General features: G+C 71.9%; 21 protein-coding genes. 15 read left to right on the top strand and 6 right to left on the bottom strand.

Annotation, left to right across the window (positions count from 1 at the left end):
* Positions 1 to 19: 19 nt before the first annotated feature.
* The 5 genes from AB0B45_RS40870 to AB0B45_RS40850 all read right to left on the bottom strand — a co-directional run bounded on the left by AB0B45_RS40870 (position 20) and on the right by AB0B45_RS40850 (position 5,343).
* On the bottom strand, positions 20 to 865 hold the full coding sequence (locus AB0B45_RS40870; RefSeq protein ID WP_358142627.1) for a DUF4097 family beta strand repeat-containing protein: 846 nt from the start codon (positions 863 to 865) through the stop codon (positions 20 to 22).
* A 260-nt stretch (positions 866 to 1,125) separates the two neighbouring features.
* The gene (locus AB0B45_RS40865) at positions 1,126 to 2,067 is read right to left on the bottom strand and encodes a M56 family metallopeptidase (RefSeq protein WP_358142625.1); all 942 of its coding nucleotides are present in this window, start codon (positions 2,065 to 2,067) and stop codon (positions 1,126 to 1,128) included.
* Positions 2,064 to 2,438, bottom strand: coding sequence for a BlaI/MecI/CopY family transcriptional regulator (locus tag AB0B45_RS40860; RefSeq protein WP_358142622.1), 375 nt, complete (start codon positions 2,436 to 2,438; stop codon positions 2,064 to 2,066). Before AB0B45_RS40860 ends, AB0B45_RS40865 begins: the two co-directional genes overlap by 4 nt.
* Before the next feature lie 177 nt (positions 2,439 to 2,615).
* Positions 2,616 to 3,680: an FUSC family protein gene (locus AB0B45_RS40855; protein WP_358142620.1), complete on the bottom strand. Its 1,065-nt coding sequence runs from the start codon at positions 3,678 to 3,680 to the stop codon at positions 2,616 to 2,618.
* Between the two features lie 73 nt (positions 3,681 to 3,753).
* Positions 3,754 to 5,343 (bottom strand): efflux RND transporter periplasmic adaptor subunit, encoded by a 1,590-nt coding sequence (locus tag AB0B45_RS40850; protein ID WP_358142617.1) that lies wholly within the window; start codon positions 5,341 to 5,343, stop codon positions 3,754 to 3,756.
* 147 nt (positions 5,344 to 5,490) lie between these two features.
* Between AB0B45_RS40850 and AB0B45_RS40845 the strand changes: the two genes are divergently transcribed.
* From AB0B45_RS40845 to AB0B45_RS40820, 6 genes are read left to right on the top strand one after another with little or no spacing between them, the layout of a single operon-like run.
* Positions 5,491 to 6,585 carry an efflux RND transporter periplasmic adaptor subunit gene (locus AB0B45_RS40845; RefSeq protein ID WP_358142614.1) on the top strand — a complete coding sequence of 365 codons (1,095 nt, stop codon included), beginning with the start codon at positions 5,491 to 5,493 and terminating at the stop codon, positions 6,583 to 6,585.
* Positions 6,582 to 7,400, top strand: coding sequence for an ABC transporter ATP-binding protein (locus AB0B45_RS40840; RefSeq protein ID WP_358142611.1), 819 nt, complete (start codon positions 6,582 to 6,584; stop codon positions 7,398 to 7,400). Before AB0B45_RS40845 ends, AB0B45_RS40840 begins: the two co-directional genes overlap by 4 nt.
* The gene (locus AB0B45_RS40835) at positions 7,397 to 8,617 is read left to right on the top strand and encodes an ABC transporter permease (RefSeq protein ID WP_358142608.1); all 1,221 of its coding nucleotides are present in this window, start codon (positions 7,397 to 7,399) and stop codon (positions 8,615 to 8,617) included. The genes AB0B45_RS40840 and AB0B45_RS40835 overlap by 4 nt, the downstream gene beginning before the upstream one ends.
* Positions 8,610 to 9,119, top strand: a complete 510-nt coding sequence (locus AB0B45_RS40830; protein ID WP_358142606.1) for a hypothetical protein — start codon at positions 8,610 to 8,612, stop codon at positions 9,117 to 9,119. Before AB0B45_RS40835 ends, AB0B45_RS40830 begins: the two co-directional genes overlap by 8 nt.
* A complete protein-coding gene (locus AB0B45_RS40825; protein ID WP_358142603.1) occupies positions 9,106 to 9,807 on the top strand; it encodes a response regulator transcription factor in 702 nt (233 codons plus the stop codon). Before AB0B45_RS40830 ends, AB0B45_RS40825 begins: the two co-directional genes overlap by 14 nt.
* Positions 9,804 to 11,252: a HAMP domain-containing sensor histidine kinase gene (locus AB0B45_RS40820; protein WP_358142600.1), complete on the top strand. Its 1,449-nt coding sequence runs from the start codon at positions 9,804 to 9,806 to the stop codon at positions 11,250 to 11,252. The genes AB0B45_RS40825 and AB0B45_RS40820 overlap by 4 nt, the downstream gene beginning before the upstream one ends.
* Here the strand turns inward: AB0B45_RS40820 and AB0B45_RS40815 are convergent.
* The gene (locus AB0B45_RS40815) at positions 11,213 to 11,905 is read right to left on the bottom strand and encodes a FadR/GntR family transcriptional regulator (protein WP_358142597.1); all 693 of its coding nucleotides are present in this window, start codon (positions 11,903 to 11,905) and stop codon (positions 11,213 to 11,215) included. The two genes, AB0B45_RS40820 and AB0B45_RS40815, sit on opposite strands and share 40 nt — an antisense overlap.
* Before the next feature lie 120 nt (positions 11,906 to 12,025).
* Between AB0B45_RS40815 and AB0B45_RS40810 the strand changes: the two genes are divergently transcribed.
* The 9 genes from AB0B45_RS40810 (at position 12,026) to AB0B45_RS40770 (ending at position 23,699) form a co-directional block, all read left to right on the top strand.
* Positions 12,026 to 13,534 carry an ABC transporter substrate-binding protein gene (locus AB0B45_RS40810; RefSeq protein ID WP_358142595.1) on the top strand — a complete coding sequence of 503 codons (1,509 nt, stop codon included), beginning with the start codon at positions 12,026 to 12,028 and terminating at the stop codon, positions 13,532 to 13,534.
* On the top strand, positions 13,531 to 14,469 hold the full coding sequence (locus tag AB0B45_RS40805; RefSeq protein WP_358142592.1) for an ABC transporter permease: 939 nt from the start codon (positions 13,531 to 13,533) through the stop codon (positions 14,467 to 14,469). Before AB0B45_RS40810 ends, AB0B45_RS40805 begins: the two co-directional genes overlap by 4 nt.
* A complete protein-coding gene (locus AB0B45_RS40800) occupies positions 14,466 to 15,287 on the top strand; it encodes an ABC transporter permease (protein ID WP_358142589.1) in 822 nt (273 codons plus the stop codon). Before AB0B45_RS40805 ends, AB0B45_RS40800 begins: the two co-directional genes overlap by 4 nt.
* Positions 15,274 to 16,176, top strand: a complete 903-nt coding sequence (locus tag AB0B45_RS40795) for an ABC transporter ATP-binding protein (protein ID WP_358142586.1) — start codon at positions 15,274 to 15,276, stop codon at positions 16,174 to 16,176. The genes AB0B45_RS40800 and AB0B45_RS40795 overlap by 14 nt, the downstream gene beginning before the upstream one ends.
* Positions 16,145 to 16,930 carry an ATP-binding cassette domain-containing protein gene (locus tag AB0B45_RS40790; protein WP_358142583.1) on the top strand — a complete coding sequence of 262 codons (786 nt, stop codon included), beginning with the start codon at positions 16,145 to 16,147 and terminating at the stop codon, positions 16,928 to 16,930. Before AB0B45_RS40795 ends, AB0B45_RS40790 begins: the two co-directional genes overlap by 32 nt.
* On the top strand, positions 16,927 to 18,108 hold the full coding sequence (locus AB0B45_RS40785) for a M20 family metallopeptidase (protein ID WP_358142580.1): 1,182 nt from the start codon (positions 16,927 to 16,929) through the stop codon (positions 18,106 to 18,108). The genes AB0B45_RS40790 and AB0B45_RS40785 overlap by 4 nt, the downstream gene beginning before the upstream one ends.
* A 31-nt stretch (positions 18,109 to 18,139) precedes the next feature.
* Complete coding sequence (locus AB0B45_RS40780; RefSeq protein WP_358142577.1) at positions 18,140 to 19,219, top strand: P1 family peptidase; 1,080 nt, start codon at positions 18,140 to 18,142, stop codon at positions 19,217 to 19,219.
* Positions 19,216 to 20,649, top strand: a complete 1,434-nt coding sequence (locus AB0B45_RS40775; RefSeq protein ID WP_358142574.1) for an aldehyde dehydrogenase family protein — start codon at positions 19,216 to 19,218, stop codon at positions 20,647 to 20,649. The genes AB0B45_RS40780 and AB0B45_RS40775 overlap by 4 nt, the downstream gene beginning before the upstream one ends.
* 62 nt (positions 20,650 to 20,711) lie before the next feature.
* Positions 20,712 to 23,699 (top strand): chondroitinase family polysaccharide lyase, encoded by a 2,988-nt coding sequence (locus AB0B45_RS40770; RefSeq protein WP_358142571.1) that lies wholly within the window; start codon positions 20,712 to 20,714, stop codon positions 23,697 to 23,699.
* The last annotated feature ends 87 nt before the right edge of the window (positions 23,700 to 23,786 follow it).

Below are 23,786 nucleotides of genomic sequence, written 5' to 3'. Positions count from 1 at the left end.
GCGCACCGGGCGGGAGCGGTCAGGCGCGGCGGATCACGACGTCGCCGTGGTACGTCCTGGCGCGAACCTCGACGGTCTCCTCGGACTCCGCGGGCCCCGCCGCGGCCGTCATGAGATTGCGCACCGTCCCGTGGGACGTGCTCACGTCGAGCCACGCGGCCGTGCCCTCCCTGACGCCGACCTCCAGGTGGCCGTGACCGGTCTCGAGGTCGAGCGAGCCGCGGACGGACTCCTCGACGTGGATGTTGCCGGTGGCGGTCCTGGCGTGCACGCGCGCCAGCGCGCGGTCGACGGTGATGTCGCCGTAGGCCGTGTTGAGCCGCAGCTCGCCGGTCACCTCGCCGAGCCTGATGTCGCCGCTCGAGGTCTTGATCACCGCTGTGCCGTCGATCCGCCGCACGCTGATCGCGCCGTTGGCGGTGGTGACGTCGATGTGGCCGGTCGAACCGGTCAAGCTGATGTCGCCGTCGGCCGTGCTCAGCCGCGCCTTGCCCGTCTCCTCGAGCGTGATGTCGCCGGAGGCGGTGGAGAGCGTGGACTCACCGAGCCTGCCCCTGGCGCGGATCTCGGCCGCCGTGGTGGCCTCGACACGCGAGCCTGCCGGCAGGTCGATCGTCACGTCGACGGAGCCGGTGCGGCTGAACAGCGAAAGGCCCCTGCTCCTCGGCGCCTTCACCAGCAGCCGGCCCCCCGCGTACTCGACCGTGGTCTGCTGGGCGGCCTTCAGGTCGGCGTCGTCGAACTCGTCGGCCGGGCGGATCGTGACGACGGTGTCGGCGCGGTCGCTCGCGTTGATCCGCAGGAGGCCTGTGCCGGCGGAGACCGTCGCCAGGATCGGATCCGGGGTGTCGAACGTGTCAGCCACGGCACCACTATGACGCCAGAATGACATCATGGCAAGAGGGTCATGGCCTCACGCTGGCGTCAGCTTCAGTGGGCGGAGGTCACGGCGAGCACGAGCCACCCCGGTCGCATGTTGGCCAATAGTGGTCTACTGGTTGTATTTCCTCAGGGTGCATCGCCCGCCTGGCCATGAACCGGTGCGATCACGGTCAGTGCGGTCGGTGACCTGGCCGCCGGCGTTCCGTTCGGGGTCGAGGCGGAGCTACGACGAAGGATCGTAGATCACAGCACGAACAGCGCGTGGCAGTGGTGGGTGACGAACGCGCTCAGACCGGGCACGGCGGCCACGACCGCGGGCCCGGCCAGCAGCAGGGCGACGGCCGCCAGTCCCGCCATCCGCTCGCGGCGGGCCAGCGGAGCGGCGGGGCGCAGCATGCGCCGCACCCTGGCCAGCGCGCTCTGCCCGCCGGCACCCATCACGAACGCGGGCACCCGCCCCGTCGCCAGGCCCACCAGCGCGGCGGCGATCTGCACCCTGGGATGGCGGCTGGCGGCCACGTCGTCGGCGCGCAGCTCGACCAGGCGGGCGACCTCGGCCCTCGCCCCGGCGAACAGCGGCACCAACGGGAACGCCCGCGCGAACGCCTCGCCCGTGGCCAGCACCAGGTGATGCCTGCCGCGCACGTGGGCCCGCTCGTGCGCGAGCACGGCCGCGACCTGCTCGGTGTGGAGCGAACGCAGCGCGGCCGTGGTGATCACGGTCGTCGCGCCCCTGCCGGGCAGGCAGTAGACGAGCGGCTCGGGGTGGTCGACGACGACGGCGCCGAGGTCGCGGTCGGGACGGCCGAGCACGGCCAGCCCCTCGGCGTGGCGGCGCCGCTCCCTCCTGGCCTTGGCCAGCACCACGGCGACGCAGCCCGTCACCCTGCCCACGACCAGCGCGCCGGCGGCGAGCGCCGCCCACGCGGCCGGGCCGGGGCCCTCGGCCAGCATCATCGTGCACAGCTCGAACAGGTCGGCCAGGCCGTGCCCGATCGCGTCGGCCGGGACCGTCGCGGCCACCAGCGCCAGCGGCGCGGAGCCGACGACCGACGCGCAGGCCGCCAGCCACATGGCGATCGCCAGCCTGGGTGACCGGTCGGCCCACCGCGCCCTGCTCAGCGGGCCCGGCAGCAGCGCGGAGACGGCGACCGTGTAGCAGGCCAGGACGACGGCGTCCGTCATGCCGGGCGGCCCTTCGGCGGATACACCTGCAACGCCGACTCCAGCGCGGCGGACTCCTCGGGGGTCAGCCGCTCCAGGAAGTGGACGAGCGTGGCGGCCTGGTTGCCGCTGCTGGCCAGGGTCTCGCGCATGAGGCCGGCGGTGTAGGCCTCCTTGCTGGTGACCGTCTCGTAGACGTAGGCCTTGCCCACGGGGTGACGGTTCAGCAGGCCCTTCTTGTGCAGCTTGTCCATGACCGTCATGACGGTGGTGTAGGCGATCTCCCGCTCGCGGCGCAGATCTTCGAGCACGTCGCGCACCGAGGCAGGGCGATGGTAGGCCCACATCCTGTCCATGATCGTGGCTTCGAGATCACCCAGAGCGCGCACCATGCGGCTCATGCTACCGGCGATCGTAGAAGAGTCGAGGGGGTCGATCCTCGCGACCACCCCCACTCGCCCCCCACTCGAACGGGGGTCAGGACAGGGCGGCGCGGACCTCGGCCAGGCGGCCGGCGTTCCACGTGACCGTGGGGTCGCGTTCGAGGAGCGAGCGGGCCTGACGGGCGTTCAGTCGGAGAGCGGGGGCAGGGCCGCGGCGGCCTCCTCGCGGCTCGCGCCGGTGGCCTGGAGCAGGTCGACGACGATCGACCTGAGCTGCGCGACCAGCACGCCGGCGGCGAACCCCTCCCTGTCGCCCGGCAGCGCCGCCGCCACCGCGAGGATCGCGGAGCGCGCCCCTTCGGGCTCGCGGCGCGAGGGCAGTTCGTCCCGCAGCAGCAGAACGGCGGCCGACAGGTCGTGCAGCGCGCCGGGCAGCCACGGAGGAACGGGCGCGCCCTGGTCGACGGCGACGAGTGCGCGGCGGGCCAGGACGCGGGTGTTGCGGAGGGCATGGTCGACGGGCGTGAGCGCGGTCTCGTACCGGAGCAGCAGCTCGCGCCGCCGCCTGCGGCGCAGCGGGGAGATCGCGATGATCTCCTTGCTGGTCTGCAAGGCCTCGGCGAACTGCTCGACCGCCTTCTGGGTGCCGCGCGCCTCCTCCAGCGCCGCGGCGGCCAGCTCGGGGTCCGACTTCTCCAGAGCCTCGGCCGTGTCCTCCAGCGCCTCGGCCAGCGCATCCAGGGCGGCGGTCGCGTGCCGGTGGGCGATGGCGGCGGTGTCGGCGGGCATCAGCGCCACGGCCGCGATGCCGAGCACGCCGCCGAGCAGGGCGTCGACCATCCGGTCCAGTCCGCCGGTCCCCGAGGGCGGCAGCAGGGTGGCGACGAGTACGGCCGACGAGCCCGCCTGCAACACGATCAGCGATCCGCTGTCCAGGAGTACGGCCACGCCCATGGCCAGCGCGACGACGAGCGCGACCTGCCACGGACCCGAGCCGATCTGGGAGATCAGCAGGTCTCCCACGCCGACGCCGAGCCCGACCCCGACCACCAGCTCGGCGACCCTGCGCAGCCGCGCCCCGAGCCCGACGCCGATGCAGAGCACCACCGCGATCGGCGCGAAGAACGGGCGGGCGTGACCGAGCAGGTCCTTGGCCGCCAGCCACGCGACGGCGGCGGCCAGTGCGCACTGGGCGATCGAGGGGGCCATGAGGGCGAGCCGGTCCATCCGGCCCCGCACGTCGATTCTCACGGCGCCAGCATGCCCGCAAATTATGACAAACCGGTTACCTGGGGAAACCTGGCAGCCTGCTGAACGCCCGCTGTCAGCCCTCGGGCCAGCTCCCGTCGGGGAACTCGCCCGTGCCGCTCTCGCCCAGCACCACCTGGTCGCTGTCGCTCAGGCCCTCCTCGATCTGCACGTACTGGTCGCCGCGCACGCCGGTCGTGACCGGTTGCTCCTTCTGACCCGCGGCGTTCTTCACGGTGACCGTGGCGCTGCCGTCCGTCCTGGTCTTGACGGCCTGGGCGGGAACGTAGAGCGCGTTGTCAGCCTCGCCGGTCGTGACGGTGACGGTCGCCGACTGGCCCACCAGGAGGTCGGCGGGCGGGTCGTCGAAGGTGACCGTCACGGCGTAGCGGACGAGCTGCCCGGTGGCCGTGGCCGTCGGCGCGATGTGGGTGACGGTGCCGGTGTGCCGCTCGCCCTGGCGCGTGGCGAGGGTGACGCCCGCCTTCTGGCCGAGGGCGAGGCTGTTGACGTCGGACTCGGTGAACATGGCCTCGACCTGCAGCTCGTCCAGGTCGCCGAGGCTGATGAAGGTGCCGGTGCCCGCGCTGTCGCCGCGCGCGCCCTCGACGGACAGGACGGTGCCCGAAGCGGGGGCGACGATCCTCGTGGCCCTGGCGGCGTCGGCGGCGTGTTCCATGGTGGCCTGGGCCTTGGCGAGGGCGGACTCGGCCTGCTCCTGGCTCATCCCGCAGTCCGCCTTCGCCTGACCACTGGGTCCCGCGGTGGCCTTGGGCCCCGCGCTCGGCCTGCCGTTCGGCGCCGCGCTGGGCCTGCGGCCGGCTCCGGCGGAAGACTTCGCGCTCGGCCTGCCGCTGGCTCCGGTGGAGGGTTTCGCGCTGGGTCTGCCGCTCGTTCCGGCGGAGGGGTTGGGACTGGCGGTGGGTTTTCCGCTGGGTGCCGCCGAAGGGCTGGGGCTCGTGGCCGGGCCGGGTGAGGTGGGACGGGCCGTCACGGCGGGGATGCCGCCGAGGCCGTCGGTAGGCCGAGGGTCCGGGACATGGCTCGGTGTGGCCGTGACCGTCACGGTCACGGTTGGGGCGGGCTCGGTCACCGTGACCGTCACCGTCGGCACGGGCTCCTCGGGCAGGCCGGGATCGGCCGAGCGCGGATCAGCCGAGCGCGGATCAGCTGAGCGGAGGTCGGCCGAACGCGGATCAGGTGAGGGGGTGATCGGCGAAGTCGCGCGGGTGAAGGCGGTGAGCGCGATCCCGGCGCCCGATCCGGCCGCCGACCCGCCCGGTTGAGCCGCGCACGACCCCGATCCTGCCGAGTCGAGGGCGTCCTGGGCGGCGGCCACGTCCGCCTTCGCCGCCGTGTACGCCTCCCCGGCCGCAGTCGCGTCGATCCACGCGAGCAGCCGGCCCTTGCGCACCCTGTCGCCGACCTTCACCTTCAGCCCCTGGACCTTCCCCGAGGCGCCGAAGGCGAGGTCTCGCCGCGATCCGTCCTTGGTGTTCCCCGCCGCGGAGACCGACGCGGTGACCGTGCCGCGCTGGGCGGCGGCCAGCCGTACCGTGGAAAGGGGTGCGGGCTCGTCGCTCGGCGCGACCACCAGCACTCCCGCGCCCACCAGCGCCGCCGCGGCCACGGCAAGGGCGCCCCGACGAATATGACTCGGTCTCATGGGCGCCCATCCTGGCGGTCCTGATTCGGAAGAGGCTGTCGGGAAGCTGGAGGTTGGCTGTGCGCGGTGGGGGCACGCCCCGGCGTTCAGCAAAGGCCCAGGCTTCGTGAGGCTGGAGCCAAGGCTGGTGTGTCAGGGTCACGGCCTGTGAAGCTGTCGACCAGGCGCAGGAGCCTGATAACGAACGGGATCCTCGCGGTCGCGTTGCTGGCCGGGGGCGGGCTCGCCTACTCCGCGCTGGGAACGGGCGGGTCCTCGGCCGACGCCGGCGTGCGTACGGTCACCGCGACGAGAGGCACGGTCGAGGCCTCCGTCTCGGCCTCGGGCGCCGTGGAGAGCGCGCAGTCCCGCTCACTCACCTTCGCCTCCACCGGCACCGTGGAGAAGATCTACGTCAAGGCCGGCGACACGGTGTCCAAGGGCCAGATCCTCGCCAGGCTGGACGACGACGCCGCCCAGGAGAACCTGTCCTCGGCCGGCGCCGCCTACGAGGCCGCATCCGACGACGGCACCTCGACCGCCGCGCTCTACGCCTCCTACGTCAAGGCGCGCAACGCCTACAGGGCCGCCCAGCGCGAAGTCGCGGGCACCGTGCTGAAGGCGCCCATCGCGGGCACCGTCACCGCGGTCAACGGCGCCGTCGGTGGTTCGTCCGCCGCGGCGGGCGCGGGCCAGGGAGAGGAGACGCCCTCGGGCTTCATCGACGTGGCGAACACCAGGAAGCTCAAGCTCGTCGGCTCCTTCACGGAGGCGGACGTCACCAGGCTGAAGGTCGGCCAGCAGGCGGCAATCACCTTCGACGCCCTTTCCGGCGTCACCGCGACAGGGAAGATCACCCAGATCGAGCCCGTCGCCGCCACCAGCGAGAACGTCGTGCAGTACCCGGTGACGATCTCCTTCACGAAGGTGCCCGACGAGGTGCGCCTCGGGCAGACCGCCACCGTTGAGGTCGTCACCGACCGCGCGGAGGACGTGGTGACCGTCCCCTCCATCGCCGTGACCACGGCGGGCGGCCAGAGCACGGTCACCGTCCTGAAGGACGGCAGGCAGGGCCGCATCCCTGTCGAGATCGGGGTGAAGGGCACCGCCACGACCGAGATCAAGTCGGGCGTGGCGGAGGGCGACGTCCTCGTCCCGCCAGCCGCCACCGGCACCGGCACCGGCGGCACCCAGCAACTGGGCAGGTTCCCAGGCGGCGGCGGCATGATCGGCCCCGGCGGCGGTCCTGGAGGTGGCAGGTGAGCGCGCCGGTCCTCAGAGTGGAGAACCTGGTCAAGACGTACGGCGAGGGCGACGCCCAGGTCCGCGCGCTACGCGGGGTCAGCCTCGACGTGGAGCACGGCGACTACGTGGCCATCATGGGCGTGTCGGGCTCGGGCAAGTCCACGCTCATGAACATCCTCGGCTGCCTCGACGTGCCGAGCGAGGGCCGCTACCTCATCGACGGCACCAACGTCGGCTCCCTGGACGAGCACCAGCTCGCCGTCCTCCGCAATCGCAAGATCGGGTTCGTGTTCCAGTCGTTCAACCTCATCCCGCGCATGAGCGCGCTGGCCAACGTCGAGCTGCCGCTCACCTACGGCGGCGTCGGCACCGCCGAGCGCCGCGCCCGCGCGCTCGACGCCCTCGCCAGGGTGGGCCTGGCCGACCGCGTCCACCACGATCCGAACGAGCTGTCGGGCGGCCAGCAGCAGCGCGTGGCCGTCGCCAGGGCGCTGGTCACCGCGCCTGCCCTGCTGCTGGCCGACGAGCCGACGGGCAACCTCGACACGATGTCCACGCGCGACGTGCTGGACATCATGGACCAGCTCAGCGAGTCGGGCAGGACCATTGTGATCATCACGCACGAGGACGACGTGGCCGCGCACGCCAAACGGGTCATCAGGCTGGTGGACGGTGAGATCGTCGAGGACCGCCGCCATGCGCCGGTCGAGGGACCGCCGCCGCGTCTGGCGTCACAGACCTCCGCCCCGCTCCCCGGAATCGGATCGGGACCGCCAAGGGGAGCGGGCGGAGACCACGACGAGGAGCCCGCGAGCGAGGTGCGGGCCAGGTGAACCAGCTGGAGATCCTCCGCTTCGCGCTGCGCGGCCTCGCGGCCAACAAGCTGCGCAGCGCGCTGACCACGCTCGGCATCCTCATCGGCGTCGCCGCGGTGATCCTTCTCGTCGCCGTCGGCGAGGGCTCGTCGCAGAGCATCCAGCGCAACATCCAGCGCCTCGGCTCCAACACCCTGACGATCTCCCCGTCGTTCTCCGGGGGAGGGCCAGGCGGCGGGGGCCAGGGGTCGGGGCCGAGGACTCAGGCCAGGCCGCTCACACTGCAGGACGCCAAGGCGCTCACCGAGCTGCCCTCGGTGAAGAGCGTCTCGCCCGTGGTGAACGCCAACGCGGCCACCGCCGTCCACGAGGGCGCGAGCCACGCGGTCGGGCAGCTGGTCGGCACCTACCCCAGCTACTTCGAGGCGACGAACAAGCAGGTCGCCTCGGGCACGTACTTCGTCAACGACGACGTCCGCGCAGCCAGGAAGGTGATGGTGATCGGCCAGACGGTCGCCGAGGAGCTGTTCGGCCAGGCGAACCCGATCGGCAGGCAGCTGAGCGTCTCGGGCGTGCCGTTCACCGTGGTCGGCGTGCTCAAGGAGTCGGGCTCCAGCGGCATGCAGGACGCCGACGACGTCGCGATCGCACCGCTGCCGGCCGTCCAGCAGAGCCTGACGGGGTTCGGCTCGCTCGGCTCGATCGTGGTGCAGGCCACGGGCGCGACAGCCACCGAGTCCGCGCAGGCCGAGGTGACGGCCCTGCTCAACCAGCGCCACGGCGTCGGCGCCACCCCCGACTACCGCATCCTGAACCAGGCCGCGCTGCAGGAGACCGTCAGCGCCGCGACCGGCACCTTCACCGTGCTGCTCGGCGCGGTGGCGGCGATCTCGCTGCTGGTCGGCGGCATCGGCATCACCAACATCATGCTGGTCACCGTCACCGAGCGGACCCGCGAGATCGGCATCCGCAAGGCCATCGGCGCGCCGAGGGGCGCCATCCTGGGCCAGTTCCTGATGGAGGCCACGCTGCTGAGCCTGGTCGGCGGGCTGTCAGGAGTGCTGATCGCCTTCCTCGGCACCCGGTTCACGATCGCGGGGATCGAACCCGTGCTGGTGCCCTCCTCGGTCGCACTCGCCCTGGGCGTCTCGATCGGGATCGGGCTGTTCTTCGGCAGCTATCCGGCCAACAGGGCCGCGAAGCTCCGTCCCATCCAGGCGCTGCGCCATGAGTGAGGAGAAGGTCGTGTCGTCGTTCGAGGAGGAGTTCCAGCCGCGCCGCGGGACGTCCAAGCTCACCTTGGGCCTGGTGGCGGCCTTGGTGCTGGTCGCGGGGGTGCTGATCGGCATCCAGACGCAGAAGGCGCTCGGCGGCGCCACGGCCGCCGGCGCCGGACAGCTCGGCGGCGGCCTCATGGGGTACGGCGGGCAGCCGGGCGGCGGGCCGGGACTCCAGGGTCAGTCGCCGGGGGGTGTCATGCGAGGTCCAGGCCAGGGCGGCGCCACCATCGGCACCGTCGAGAAGGTCGAGCAGGACAAGGTCACGCTGAAGACCATGGACGGCTCCACCGTGGTCGTGAAGACGACGGGCGAGACTACAGTTCAGGTCACCAAGCAGGGCGCGCTGTCGGACCTGAAGATCGGCTCCACCGTGGTCGTCCAGGGTGAGAAGGGCGACAACGGCGAGGTGGCGGCCACCTCCATCAGCCAGGGAGGCGGATTCGGTGCCAGGAGATAGGGCCCACGAGGCCCGGCTGCTCGTCGTCGACGACGAGCCCAACATCAGGGAGCTGCTGTCGGCGAGCCTGCGCCTGGCGGGGTTCGACGTGCGGGCCGCCGCCGACGGCAGGCAGGCGCTGCGCCTGGCCGAGGAGGACAGGCCCGACCTGGTGATCCTCGACGTCATGCTGCCCGACCTGGACGGCTTCGCCATCGCCGACCGGCTGCGGGCGGGCAACAGGCGGGTGCCCGTGCTGTTCCTGACCGCCCGCGACGCCCACGACGACAAGGTGGCGGGGCTGCGGGTCGGCGACGACTACGTCACCAAGCCGTTCAGCCTCGACGAGGTGCTGGCCAGGATCAGGGCGGTGCTGCGCCGTACCAGGGGAGGGGAGGCGGCGCCGTCCAGGCTGGAGGTCGGCGACCTGGTGCTGGACGAGGAGGCGCACCAGGTCCGCAAGGCGGGGGTGCCGGTGTCGCTGTCGCCGACGGAGTTCAAGCTGCTGCACTACTTCATGGTCAACGCGGGCCGGGTGGTGTCGAAGACGCAGATCCTCGACCACGTGTGGTCGCACGACTACGACGGCGACACGGGAGTCGTCGAGTCCTACGTCTCCTACCTGCGGCGCAAGCTCGACAGGGGCAGTCCCCGGCTGCTGCACACCCTGCGTGGGGTCGGCTACGTCCTGCGCGCGCCCCGGCAGTGAAGGCGCTCCCTCTGTGGTTGCGGCTCGTCTCGGCGACGCTGCTCCTGGTCACGCTGGCGATCACGCTGACCGGGGGCTTCGCCGTACGGCTGCTGCGCGGCTACCTCGTCGAGCGGGTGGACCAGCAGCTGTCGAGCGCCGCCCGGCCCCTTCCCGTCCCCGACCTGCCGCCGCGGCCGGTGGAGGCGCGGCCGCTGCGACTGCCGGGGCTGTTCCACATGGTGCTGCTCGACCAGCGGGGCGCGGTGGTCAGGACCTTCGCCGAGTCCGTCGACGTCGACAGGCCCGACATCCCGCGGATCACCCCTGCCGACGTGATCGAGAGGGCGGGACGGCCCTTCAACCTGGACTCGGTGGAACGCGACGGGCCCGAGTGGCGGGCGGTCGCGGTGCCGGGCCCCGGGCAGACCACCCGGGTGATCGCCGTCAGCCTCGGCGACATCGACCGCACCGTCTCCCGCCTGGTGGCGATCGTGGCCGGCGTCGGCGGCGGCGTGCTGGTCGTGCTGGGCCTGGCCTGCTACTGGCTCGTACGGCGCAGCCTGCGCCCCCTGGGCGAGATCGAACGCACGGCCGCCGCGATCGCCGAGGGCGACCTGTCCAGGCGCGTGACCGAGCGGCACCGCCGTACCGAGATGGGCAGGCTGGGCCGCGCGCTCAACGGGATGCTCGCGCAGATCGAGCGGGCGGTCAGGGACAGGGAGGCGGCGGCCGACGCCGCGGGCCGGTCGGCGGAGCTGATGCGCAGGTTCGTCGCCGACGCCTCGCACGAGCTGCGCACCCCGCTGACCTCGATCAGAGGGTTCGCCGAGCTGTACCGCCAGGGCGCGCCCGACCTGGACAGGACCACGTGGCTGATGGACCGGATCGAGAACCGGGCCGGCCACATGAGCCTGCTGGTCGACGACCTGCTGCTGCTGGCCCGTCTCGACCAGCGCCGCCCGCTCGACCGCCGACCCGTGGACCTGCTCAGCCTCGCGGCGGGCGCGGTGATCGACGCCAGGGCCCTCGCGCCCGACAGGGACATCCGCTTCGAGCGGCTGGACGGCGGGGAAGGGGAGGTGACCGTCCTGGGTGACGAGGCGAGGCTCGGCCAGGTCGTCGCCAACCTGGTCGGCAACGCGCTCAAGCACACGCCCGAAGGCACGCCGTTCACCGTGCGGGTCGGGACGGAGGGAGGGCAGGCCGTGGTGGAGGTCGCCGACGAGGGGCCCGGCCTGCCCGCCGACGCCCTCGACAGGGTCTTCGAGCGCTTCTACCGCGCCGACCCCGCCAGGGGGCTCGACTCGGGCGGCACCGGGCTCGGCCTGTCCATCGCGGCGGCGCTGACCGACGCGCACGGCGGCACGATCAGCGCCGCCTCGCCGCCCGGCGAGGGAGCGGTCTTCCGGATCAGGCTGCCGGTCTACTCCAGCAGCTCGTCGAGCGCGCCGTCGGGCAGGTAGGGAGAGTAGAAGTCGCTCAGCGCCTGGCGCGCCAGGCGCGCGGCCAGCGGGCCGTCGCCCGCGCGGACGGCGGCCAGCGCCTCCTCGTGATGGGCGATGCTGCGCCGCCGCTGCTCCGGCGCCCTGATCTTGTCGGCGATCAGGTCGAGCACGATCGAGCGGACCACGTCGCTGCAGATCTGGATGAGCTTGTTGCCGCTTGCCCGCGCCACCGCGTCGTGGAAGTCCACGTCGGCGGCGCTGAAGGACTCGTAGCCGTCCGCGGCCCGCATGCGCGCGATCGCGTCGTCCATCTCCGCCAGCTGCGCGGGGGTGTGCAGCCGCGCGGCCAGCAAATAAGCCGCGCCTTCCAACACCATCCTGAACTGCACCAGCTCGGCCAGCGACAGCTCGTCCACCCTGGCCAGGGTGGTCATCGACTTGTGCAGCGCCGCGGGGGTGAACGGCATCACCTCCGCGCCGTTCGGGTCGCCGGGGCGCGACCTGACCAGTCCGCGCGCCTGCAGGACCCGCAACGCCTCGCGGACGGTCGACCGGCTCACCGAGAACTGCACCATCAGGTCCCGTTCGCTCGGCAGCCGCTCGCCCGGCCGCAGCTCACCGCTCTCCACGGCCTGCTCGACCTGCTCGACGATGCGCTCGTAAGCGCGCACGGTTCGCACAGGCTGGAACCGAGGTCCGTCCATCGCGCCCCCTCTTGACCGAAAAGTCCCGGGCTGGCAGTGTGCGTAGCCTACTGGTCAGACCAGTGCACTAGCCAGGAGGCTTGAGGCATGAGGCGCATTGGAATCTGGGCCGCCCTCGGCGCCCTTCTTCTCAGCGCGGCCTGCGGCGGCGGTGGCGCCGACAGCGCCGCCGACCGCAGCGGCGGCGCGACGGGCTCGCAGCCCTCCACCCTGGCCGTCGGCTTCGTCGCCGAACCGGCCAACCTCGACTTCACCGCCACCGAGGGCGCGGCCATCCCGCAGGCGCTGCTGGTCAACGTCTACGAGGGCCTGGTGAAGCTGGATCAGGACGGCAAGATCCAGCCCCTGCTCGCGGAGAAGTGGGACGTCTCGGCCGACCGCAAGACCTACACCTTCACCCTACGCAAGGGCGTGACCTTCACCAACGGCGCCCCGTTCACCGCCGACGACGTGGTCTTCTCCATCGACAGGGTCAAGTCCGACTGGAAGCTGAAGATCAAGACCCAGATGGACGTCGTGGACAAGGTGGAGAAGAAGGACGACTCCACGGCCGTCGTCACGCTCAAGCGGCCGAGCAACGGCTGGCTGTACTCGATGGCCACCAGGCTCGGCGCGATGTTCAGCCGCACCGGTGTGGCCGACCTGGCCAACAAGCCCGTCGGCACCGGCCCGTACCAGCTCGGCTCGTGGAAGCGCGGCGACTCCATCCATCTCGACGCCAACGCGAAGTACTGGGGGGCCCAGCCCCAGGTCTCGCGGATCACCCTGAAGTACTTCAAGGACGCCACGGCGATGAACAACGCGCTGCTCACCGGCGGCATCGACGTCATCTCGGCCGTACAGGCGCCGGAGTCCCTCGCCCAGTTCGCCGACCCCAACCGCTTCCAGGTCGTCGAGGGCACCACCAACGGCGAGGTGGTGCTGTCGATGAACAACGCCCGCCCGCCCTTCAACGACAAGAAGGTACGGCAGGCCGTCCGCCACGCCATCGACCACAAGGCGCTGCTCGACACCGCGTGGGCGGGACGCGGCCAGCTCATCGGCGGCATGGTGCCGCCCACCGACCCGTGGTACGAGGACAGAACCGGCGACTACCCCTATGACGTGGCCAAGGCCAAGGCGCTGCTCGGCGGCAAGACCTACAACGTGAAGCTGCGCATCCCCAACCTGCCCTACGCGGTCGCCACCGCGCAGGTGGTCAAGTCGCAGCTGGCCCAGGTCGGCATCACCGCCGAGATCGACCCGCTGGAGTTCCCCGCCCGGTGGCTGGACGTGGTCTTCAAGCAGGGCGACTACGACATGTCCATCATCAACCACGTCGAGCCCCGCGACATGGGCATCTTCGCCGACAAGTCGTACTACTTCCACTACGACAACCCCGCCTACGGCGAGCTCCTGGCCTCCGCCGACCAAGGCTCCGAGCAGCAGCAGGTGGACGACCTGAGAGCGGCGGCCAAGCTCCTGTCCGACGACGCCGCGGCCGACTGGCTCTTCCTCTTCCCCAACCTCATCGTGGCCAAGAAGAGCGTCGCCACGGGCCTGCCGAAGAACGCCATCGCCGAGTCCTTCGACTTCACGGCCCTCACCAAGCAGTGATCTGGTACCTGGTCAGGCGGGCCGCGGTGCTCCTGGCGAGCACCGCGGCCGCCGGTGTGGTCGTCTTCGCCTTCATGGCACTGCTGCCCGGCGACCCCGCGGAGGTCGCGCTCGGCGTCAACGCCACGCCCGAGGCGCTCGAAGCGCTGCGCAGGCAGTTCGGCACCGACAGGCCCGCGCTCGCCCAGTTCCTCGACTGGGTGGGCGGGCTCGTCACCGGTGACTTCGGCACCTCCTACGTCACCAGCTCGCCGATCGGGCCGCAGATCGCCGAACGCTTCGGCGTCACGCTCACGCTGGTGCTCGGCGGGATGGCGATCGCGCTGGTCGTCGCGGTCCCGGCGGGAACCTTCGCCGCCGTCCACCACCGCAACCCCCTCGGTGCGCTCATCAGCGCCTTCAGCCAGGTCGGCATCGCCGTCCCCGCCTTCCTCGCGGGCATCCTGCTCGTGTTCGTCTTCGCGGTGCAGGCGCAGGCGCTGCCCTCGGGCGGCTACGTGCCCTTCGCCGAGGACCCGTCCCTGTGGCTGCGGTCGCTGCTGCTGCCGTGGCTGTCGCTCGGGCTGGTCCAGGGGGCGGTGCTCACCCGCTACGTGCGCAGCGCCGTCCTCGACGTGATGCGCGAGGACTACCTGCGCACCGCCCGCGCCAAGGGCAGGGGGCGGATGGGCGCGCTGTGGCGCCACGGGCTGCGCAACGCGGCCATCCCCGTCGTCACCGTGCTCGGGCTCCAGCTGGCCACCCTGCTCATCGGGGCGGTCGTGGTCGAGCGGGTCTTCGTCATCCCCGGGCTCGGCGACCTGCTGCTGAACGGCGTCGCCCAACGCGACCTGCTGCTCGTCCAGGGGGTGGTCATGATGCTCGTCGTGGCCGTCCTGCTGGTGAACTTCGTGGTCGACCTCGCCTACGCCGTACTCGATCCGAGGTTGCGATGAGAGGGAACCTGGTCGTCGGCGCCGTCCTGGTCGGGCTCACGGTCCTGGCCGCGCTGGTGTCGTTCGTGTGGACGCCGCACGACCCGACGCTCGTGGACGCCGCCCACCGGCTGGCCCCGCCGGGCGGCGACTACCTGCTCGGCACCGACAAGTTCGGCCGTGACACGCTCAGCCAGCTCATGGTCGGCGCGCGCACCACGCTGTACGTCGGGATCGTCGCGGTCGGCATCGCCGCGCTCGTCGGCACGCCGCTCGGCATGGTCGCGGGGATGACCCCGCACGGCTGGCTGTCCGAGCTGATCATGCGGGTCAACGACCTCGTCTTCGCCTTCCCCGCGCTGCTGCTGGCCGTCATGCTCGGCGCCGTCTACGGGGCCGGCACCCTCACCGCCATGATCGCGATCGGCATCGCCACCGTGCCCGCCTTCGCCCGCATCGCCCGCGCCGCCACCATGCAGGTCATGGTCACCGACTACATCCTCGCCGCCCGCGCCGCGGGACGCCGGCGGACCGCGATCGCCGTCCGGCACGTCCTGCCCAACATCGGCTCCATGCTCATCGTCCAGGCGTCGGTCTCCTTCGCCATCGCGATCCTGGCCGAAGCGGCGCTGTCGTTCCTCGGCTTCGGCACCAGGCCGCCGACCCCGTCGTGGGGCCGCATGCTGCAGGAGGCGCAGGAACTGCTCTTCTCCACGCCGCGCCTCGCCCTGTGGCCGGGGCTGGCGATCGCGCTGGCCGTCCTCGGATTCAACCTCCTCGGCGACGGGCTGCGCGACCACCTCGACCCCAAGCTCAGGAGGATCCGTGCTGAGCGTTGAGGGCCTGACCGTCCGGGCGGACGACCTGGAGCTGGTCCGCCAGGTGTCGTTCGACATCGCCCACGGCGAACGGGTCGGCCTGATCGGCGAGTCGGGCTCGGGCAAGTCGCTGACCGCGCTGGCGCTGATGGGACTGCTGCCCGAGGGCGTCACGGCCACGGGCTCGGCCCTCCTCAAGGACCAACCGCTGGTCGGCGTCCCCGAGAAGCGGGTCAAGGACCTGCGGGGCCGCGTGGTGTCCATGGTCTTCCAGGAGCCGATGACCGCGCTCAACCCCACCATGCGCGTCGGCGCGCAGGTGGCCGAGGTCATGACCCTGCACGGCACGCCGCGCGCCGACGCCCGGGCCCGCACGCTCGACCTGCTGCGCCGCGTGGGCGTCGAGGCCCCCCGCGCCTACCCGCACCAGCTGTCGGGCGGCCAGCGCCAGCGGGTCATGCTCGCCATCGCCCTGGCCAACGAGCCCTCGCTGCTCATCTGCGACGAGCCCACCACCGCGCTCGACGTCACCGTGCAGAAGCAGATGCTGGAGCTGATCGCCGAGCTCGCGCCCGCCGTCCTGTTCATCACCCACGACCTGGCCGTCGTCGCCTCCGTCTGCTCCCGCGTCCTGGTCATGTACGGCGGCCGCGTCGTCGAGAGCGGCCCCATCCGCGAGGTGTTCACCAACCCACGCCACCGCTACACCGAGGGCCTCATCGCCGCCTCCAGGCTCACCCCTCGCGGCACCCGCCTGCCCACCATCAGCGGCACCGTGCCCGCGGCGGGCGAGTTCCCCGACGGTTGCGTCTTCAGTAACAGGTGCGCGCACGCCATGCCCACGTGCTCGCAGGAGCCGACGCTGCAAGGAGAGGGCCATGCCTACGCCTGCTGGCACCCCCGTGATTGAGGCCCGCGACCTCACCAAGGTCTACCGCACCTCGCTGTTCAAACCCGAGGTGCAGGCCCTGCGCGGCGTCTCCCTCGATGTAGGGCGCGGCGAACGCTTCGGCATCGTCGGCGAGTCAGGGTCGGGCAAGTCCACGCTGCTGCGCCTGCTGTGCGGGCTCGACCAGCCCACCAGCGGCTCGATCACCTTCGATGGGCGGCAGATCGTCGGCCGCAGGGAGCGCGACCTGCGCTTCCTGCGCGACGACCTGCAGATCGTCTTCCAGGACCCGATGAGCTCGCTTGACCCCAGGATGAGGGTCCGCGACATCGTCGCTGAACCGCTCGTCGCCCTCGGCCGCCCGGCCGAAGGCCGCGTCGCCGCGCTCCTGGAGGAGGTCGGTCTCCCGGCCTCCGCCGCCGACCGTTACCCCCACCAGTTCTCCGGCGGGCAGCGGCAGCGCATCGCCATCGCCCGAGCCCTCGCCCCCCAGCCCAAGGTGCTGGTCGCCGACGAGGCCGTCAGCGCCCTCGACGTGTCCGTCCGCGGCCAGATCCTCAACCTGCTGGCCGACCTCATCGACACGCACGGGCTCACCCTTGTCTTCGTGTCGCACGACCTGTCCGTCGTCCGGCACGTCTGCGAGAGCGTCGCCGTCATGCATCGCGGCTCCATCGTCGAGCGAGGCCTGGTCGACGAGGTCTGGGCCGAGCCGCGGCACGAGTACACGCGGACGCTGTTGCAGGCCGTACCCACTCTGGAGGGACTGCTTTGATCGAGATCGATGCCCGGGGAGTCGTCGAGTTCACCCAGGAACTGGTCCGCATCCCCAGCACCAACGACCCGGCCCGCGGGCGCAACGAGCTGCCCGCGGCCGAGCTGGTGGCCGCGAAGATGCGTTCGTGGGGCTGGGAGCCCGTCGTCGAGGAGGCCGCCCCCGGACGGCCCAACGTCGTCGCGGTCGTCGAGGGCGGCGGCGGTGACGGACCGACGCTGATGTTCGAGGGTCACACCGACGTGGTGACCGAGGGCGACCTCGCGGAGTGGACGGTCGACCCGTTCGGCGGCGAGATCCGCGACGGCAGGCTGTGGGGGAGGGGCAGTGCCGACATGAAGTCGGGCCTGGCCGCCGTGCTGTACGCCACCAGGGCGCTGCAACTGGCTGGACCGTTCCCCGGGCGAATCAAGGTCTGCGCGCTCGCCGACGAGGAAGGGCTCATGATCGGCGCCCACCACTTCGTCGGCTCCGAGCTCGCCTCCGACGTGGACGCGGCCATCGTCGCCGAACCCGAGGCGGGCGAGATCTGCGCCGTCGCCAAGGGGGCGCTGCGGCTGCGGGTCGACTTCACCGGCAAGATGGCCCACGGCGCGATGCCGCAGCACGGGCGCAATCCCGTCCAGGCGGTGGGCGCGCTGCTCGTCGCGCTGCGCTCCTACCAGGACGCGCTGCAGGCCGCCCACCCCGCGCACGAGCACCTCGGCGAGGTGTACGTGACGCCGACGGTCGTCCAGGCGGGCTCGCAGGAGCAGGTCAACGTCATCCCCGCCGTCGCCTCCGTCTTCATCGACGTGCGAACCGTGCCAGGGCTCGAGCACAAGGAGGTGGCCGACAGGGTGGAGAAGCTGGCCGCCTTCGACGGCATCGAGTCGAAGGTCGTCATCCTGGTCGACCGGCCGCCCGTGGACGTGCCCGTCACCCACCCCGTCGTGACCTCCCTCGCCGCCGCGCACACCGCGGTCACAGGGGAGGAGCCGGTGTACGGCGGCGTGCCGGGATCCACCGACGGCACCGTGCTCACGCACTGGGGCGGGATCCCCTCGGTGGTCTACGGTCCCGGCGGCAAGTGGATCGCGCACCAGGCCGACGAGTACGTCGAGGTCGAGGAGATCGTCCGCTGCACCCGCGTCTTCGCGGAGGCCGCGCGGATCTTCCTGTCCGGCGGTGCGGCATGACGCGCCGCTCGATTCGTCCCCGGAGCACCCGATGAGGCCGGGTCCCACCAACTCGATGGCCGACGTCGCCGGGCTCAGGGTCGGACACGCGCAGCGGATCGGCGACGGCTACCGGACAGGGGTGAGCGTCGTGCTCGCCCCACCCGGAGGGGCCGTGGCGGGAGTGGACGTGCGGGGAGCCGCCCCTGGCACCCGCGAGACCGAGCTGCTCGATCCGCGCAACCTGGTCGAACGCGTCCACGCCATCGTGCTGACCGGCGGCAGCGCGTACGGCCTCAGCGCCGCGTGCGGGGTCATGGAGCGCCTGGCCGACGCGGGGGTCGGGTTCCCCGTGGCGGAGGGTGTCGTCCCGATCGTGCCGTCGGCGGTCATCTACGACCTGGGGCGCGGCGGACGCTTCCGTGCCACGCCGGACGCGGTCCTGGGCGCCGCGGCCTACGACGCCGCCCTCGCCTCCGCACCCTCCCTCGAGGCGAGGCCTGCCCCCGCGCCTTCCCGCAGCCCGCTCTCGTCCGCGGCGGCGTCCCCGGAAGGTTCGGCGCTCAACGGGTCCATCGGGGCCGGAACGGGGGCGATGGCGGGCGGACTGGCCGGTGGCATCGGGACGGCCAGCGCCGTGCTCCCCTCGGGGATCACCGTGGCCGCCCTGGCCGTCGTCAACGCCGCGGGATCCGTGCTCGACCCGGGCAGCGGCCTGCTGTCCGGCACCAGGTACGGCCTACCGGGCGAGTTCGACCACGTCCGCGAGCCCGACCACGACGAGTTCCTGCGCTGGCAACCGACGAAGGCGCCGTCGTTCAACACCACGATCGGCGTCGTCGCCACCGACCTCACGCTGTCCAAGGCCCAGTGTGGCAAGCTGGCCGGAGTCGCGCACGACGGCCTCGCCAGGGCGATCAGGCCCGCGCACACGATGGTCGACGGCGACACGATCTTCGCGATGTCCACCTGCGGGCGCCCGGGCCCCGAGGACACCGAGCTTCACGACGTGCTCGCCGCCGCGGCCGACGTGTTCAGCAGGGCGGTCGCGCATGCCGTCCTCCATGCCACCGGCAGGGAGGGCGCGTCGGCGTACCTGGATGTGTTCCCGAGCGCACGCAAGCAAGCATGAGGGGGTCGGACGTGATGGACGGGCTGCCGGTCGGAGACGGGTGGGTACGGGTCAAGGAGAGCGCCGAGGTCGTCTTCCCCTACGACGGCACGACGGTGGCGCACGTGCCCGTCGGGACGGCGGAGCTGGCGAGAAGGGCCCTCGACGAGGCGCTCGCCGTGGCTCCCGCGATGGCGAGGACGCCCTCCCACGTCCGCAGGGCCGCGCTGACGGGGGCGCACGACGCGCTCGCGGCGCGCAGGGAGGAGTTCGAGCGGCTGCTGGTCCTGGAGACCGGCAAGCCGCTGGTCGACTGCAAGGTCGAGGTGGCCAGGACCCTGGTCACGCTGGCCACTGCGGCGGAGGAGGTCGCCAGGCTGCACGGGGAGACCGTGCCGATGGACCTGCTGCCCTCGGGGGAGGGGCTGATCGGGTTCTGGACCAGGCGGCCGATCGGGGTGGTGGTCGGGATCACCGGGTTCAACTATCCGCTGCTGCTGGCCGCGCACAAGATCGCGCCGGCGCTGGCGGCGGGGTGTCCGGTGATCGTCAAGCCCGCTCCCTCGACGCCGCTGGCGACGATCGGGCTGGTGGAGCTGCTGCGCTCGGTCGGGGTGCTCCCGAACGCCGCCGTGCAGCTCGTCACAGGTGACGTCGAGGTCGGCAGGACGCTGGTGGAGGACCGGCGGATCGGCGCGGTCTCCTTCACGGGGTCCGCGGCGGCGGGGCATGCCATCGCGCGCAACGCCGCGCCCACCAAGGTGCTCCTCGAGCTGGGGTCGAACGCGGCGCTCGTCGTGGCGGCCGACGCCGACCTGGAGGCCGCCGCCGACGCGGTGATCAGGGGCGGCTACTACGCGTCGGGTCAGGCCTGCATCTCGGTGCAGCGCGTCGTGGTCGAGGAGGCGGTGCGGACGGAGTTCCTCGACCTGCTGGCCGCGCGGATGAAGGAGGTCGTGGTCGGCGACCCGCGTTCCCAGGACACCCGGGTGGCCGCGCTGATCGACGAGCGGTCCACCTCACGCGTCCTGGCGTGGGTGGGCGAGGCGGTGGCCGCCGGGGCCGAGCTGGTCACGGGTGGGGTGCCCGAGGGGCGGGCGATCGCGCCGACCCTGCTGGCCGACGTGCCCGACGGGGTGGCCGCGTGGGAGGAGGAGATCTTTGGTCCGGTGGTGTGCGTGCGGACCGTGGGGAGCCTGGAGGAGGCCTTCGAGACGGTCAACAGGTCGCGGTACGGCCTGCACCTGTCGATCTTCACCCGGTCGCTGGCGACGGCGTTCGCGGCGATCGAGCGGCTGGAGGCGGGCGGCGTCGTGGTGAACGAGGTGCCGGGATTCAGGGCGGACAACATGCCGTACGGCGGGGTGAAGGACTCGGGGCTCGGGCGTGAGGGGCCCCGGTTCGCGATCGAGGAGTTCACGGTGACGCGGATGGCGATCATACGGCCGTAGGTCCTGTGGCGGTGGGGTCCGGTCTCTGGACGTGAAGTTAGTTTTCGCGTTGGATGATGATCGTGGCGAATATCTCGCGCAGAACCGTCATCAAAGGTGCGGCGCTGCTGCCCGCGCTCCCCACCGTCACCGCGCCGGCCGACCTCGAACAACGGGCGATGGCCATGGACCCGCCGGTGTTCCTGCTGGAGAGCGCCGTCCCCCCGCACTTCAGCGGCGACGGCCTCGCCATCGGCGACCAGGTCGCCGTCTGCGGGAAGAAGTCCCTGCGCTGGGACCACGCCGAACGCGCCGTCATCACCGTGCGCGCCCCGCTCAGATGGGCGCCCGACCCGTACCGGCTCGGCGACGACCAGGCCTGGCAGGGGCTCGTCGACGCCTTCTGCGTGTGGATCCACAACGAGAACCCGGTCGACGACGTCGTGCGGTTCGAGTTCGGCAGGGGCTCGAGGACCGACGTGTGGTTCGAGTTCCACCTGAACTACTCCGGCTGGCGCACCGCGTGGGTGCGCTACGCCTACGACATGCACGGCAGGCCCAGGCCCGACATGGACACGCTGCGGATCGTGGCGCCCCGCCGTACCGGAAGACTGCATCTCGACCAGCTCATGCTGAACGTGCCGCTGCGCCCGGACGCGCCCTGCCGCGACCACCAGCTGCCCGGCATCGCCCCCGAGGGCGACGAGTACGACAACCAGCACTGGCAGGCCCTCTACCTGTTCGACCGGCTGCTCTCCACCAGCAAGCCCGAGGTCAGGCCGCCGACGGGGGAGGAGGCAGCCGCGCTGCGCGCGCTGGTCACCCGCTACCACGACGATTACCTCGTCGCCCAGGTCAAGCCGGACGTGGCCGCGCTCACCGCCCAGACCGACGCGCTCATGGGGCGTCCCGTGCACGCCTACCAGTCGCAGATCTATCCCGTCGAGATCGCCGCCGAGCTGAAGGCGTTCGTCGACCCCGTCACCCTGCGCGCCTGCACCGACCTGATGAAGACCATCGCCCAGGGCCACCAGGCCAGCCCGCCCGACAGGCCCGCGCTCGCCGCCCTCTACCTGAAGATCGTCGACCACCTGCGCGAGCAGGGCTGGACGCGCGGCAGCTGCCAGGGCACGATCCACCACCTCGGCTACGACGTGCGCGGCTACTACGACTCCGTCTACCTCATGCGCGACGCCCTGCGGGAGGCGGGCAGGTTCGAGCAGGTCCGCGCCGACCTCGACTGGCTCACGGGACTGGGCAGGATCTTCCGCGGCTGGAAGCACCGCATGGCCCACGGCTCCATCATGGACCTGTTCAACACGACCTTCCGCGGGATGCTGGCCGCCGTGCTCCTGCGCGACACCGAGGCCGAGCAGGTCGCCTACCTCAAGGCCCTGCGCGACTGGCTCGACGCCGCGCTGCTGCCCACCGACGGCATCCAGGACGGCATCAAGATCGACGGCACCGCCTTCCACCACGTCGGCTTCTTCCCCGACTACGTCCGCGACGGCTTCACCGGGCTCGCCCCGCTGGTGTACGTGATGAGCGGCGGCGCGTTCGCGGTGTCCCCCGAGGCGTACGGCGCGATGAAGAAGGCGCTGCTCATGCAGCGCGTCTACGCGGGCAGGACGCAGTGGCCGATCTCCATCAGCGGCCGCAACCCCAGCGGCGCCACCGCCCTGTCCATCGTGCCCTTCCAATGGCTGGCCCCCATCGACGACGAGATCGGCGCCGCCTTCCTCAGGCTCATGCCCGCCTCGCCCACCCCGCAGCAGAAGGAGCTCGCCGCCAGGCTGGCCGCCAGAGGTGTCACCGCCGAGCCCTCGCCGGCGGGGAACTGGGCGCTCAACTACGCCGCGCTCACCGTCCACCGGCGCGGCGAGTGGCAGGTCACGGTCCGCGGCCACAACCGCTACCTGTGGTCCACCGAGATCTACGTCGGCGCCAACTGGTACGGCAGGTACAACACCTACGGGCAGATCCAGGTCGTGCACCGCGGCACCAACCTCGACAGCGGCTACGCCCAGCCGGGCTACGACTGGAACCGCAGGCCGGGAACCACCACGATCCACAAGTCCCTCGACGCGCTCAAAGGCGACCTGACAGGGGCGATCGAGGAGATGCTCCTCACCGACTCCCGCGTCGGCGGATCGTGCGCCATCGACGGACAGCACGGGATGTTCGCCATGGACCTGCATGAACACCCCAAGTACGAGGGCACGCACCGGGCGAAAAAGTCGGTGTTCCTGTTCGACGACCGGATCGTGGCTCTCGGCACCGGCATCGCCAACGCCGACGGCGCCAACGAGACCGAGACCACGCTCTTCCAGACCACCAGGACCGGCCGCGTCGTCATGGACGGGACCGACGTCCCCTTCCCCTACGAGCGCCTCGACCTCCAACCCCGCTGGCTGCTCGACGACAAGAACCTCGGCTACTACCTCCGGCAGGGTCAGCGCGTCGGCCTCACCCGTTCGACCCAGGCCTCACGCAACAACGCCACCGAGGCGCCGACCAGCGGCGACTTCTCCACCGCGTGGATCAGGCACGGCACCGCGCCGCGCGCCGCCTCCTACGAGTACGCCATGGTCGTCGACACCACCGCCGAGCGGATGGCGGCCTTCGCGGCCGACGTGCCGTACGCGGTGCTCAGGGCCGACGACGCCGCGCACATCGTCACCGACCGCGCCACCGGCGTCACCGGCTACGCGATCTTCGAGCGGGTACGGCTGGCGGGCCGCGTCCTCGAGGTCGACACGCCTTCGCTGCTCATGACCCGGCAGGACGGCGACGACCTCGTGCTCGCGGTCGCCGACCCCGACCTGCGCCTCTACAACGGCATCGACCACGACCAGTACGAGCGGGGCAGGTACGTCGGCCACTACAGCCCGTGGTCCAGGCCGTGGCTGACCAGCCCCAGCCACCCCCACCTGCTGAGGGTGACGCTCGCCGGCCGGTGGCGTCGCGCCGAGGGCCGATGCGAGACGCGGGTCACCGGCGGCAGGACCGTGGTCGAGTTCGAGACGGTCCACGGCGTCCCAATCCAGGTGCGGCTCACTTCGGCGGACTGAACCCGTCGTGGTCGCCTTCACTCTCGTCGACGGTATCCCGCGGGTCCGTGCGCGGCTCGGTCAAGGCGCTGCTCGGTTGGGGCGGGT

The organism is Nonomuraea sp. NPDC049152 (assembly GCF_040648355.1).
In the GTDB taxonomy this organism is placed as follows: Bacteria; Actinomycetota; Actinomycetes; order Streptosporangiales; family Streptosporangiaceae; genus Nonomuraea.
This window is presented reverse-complemented; position numbering and strand designations above follow the sequence as displayed.

Excerpts from the sequence above, each read along its gene's own strand:
- AB0B45_RS40800 (WP_358142589.1), top strand. The coding sequence starts at position 14,466 with ATGAGAGGGAACCTGGTCGTCGGCGCCGTCCTGGTCGGGCTCACGGTC.
- AB0B45_RS40780 (WP_358142577.1), top strand. The coding sequence starts at position 18,140 with ATGAGGCCGGGTCCCACCAACTCGATGGCCGACGTCGCCGGGCTCAGG.
- AB0B45_RS40810 (WP_358142595.1), top strand. The coding sequence starts at position 12,026 with ATGAGGCGCATTGGAATCTGGGCCGCCCTCGGCGCCCTTCTTCTCAGC.
- AB0B45_RS40775 (WP_358142574.1), top strand. The coding sequence starts at position 19,216 with ATGAGGGGGTCGGACGTGATGGACGGGCTGCCGGTCGGAGACGGGTGG.
- AB0B45_RS40860 (WP_358142622.1), bottom strand. The coding sequence starts at position 2,438 with ATGGTGCGCGCTCTGGGTGATCTCGAAGCCACGATCATGGACAGGATG.
- AB0B45_RS40865 (WP_358142625.1), bottom strand. The coding sequence starts at position 2,067 with ATGACGGACGCCGTCGTCCTGGCCTGCTACACGGTCGCCGTCTCCGCG.
- AB0B45_RS40830 (WP_358142606.1), top strand. The coding sequence starts at position 8,610 with ATGAGTGAGGAGAAGGTCGTGTCGTCGTTCGAGGAGGAGTTCCAGCCG.
- AB0B45_RS40790 (WP_358142583.1), top strand. The coding sequence starts at position 16,145 with ATGCCTACGCCTGCTGGCACCCCCGTGATTGAGGCCCGCGACCTCACC.
- AB0B45_RS40850 (WP_358142617.1), bottom strand. The coding sequence starts at position 5,343 with ATGAGACCGAGTCATATTCGTCGGGGCGCCCTTGCCGTGGCCGCGGCG.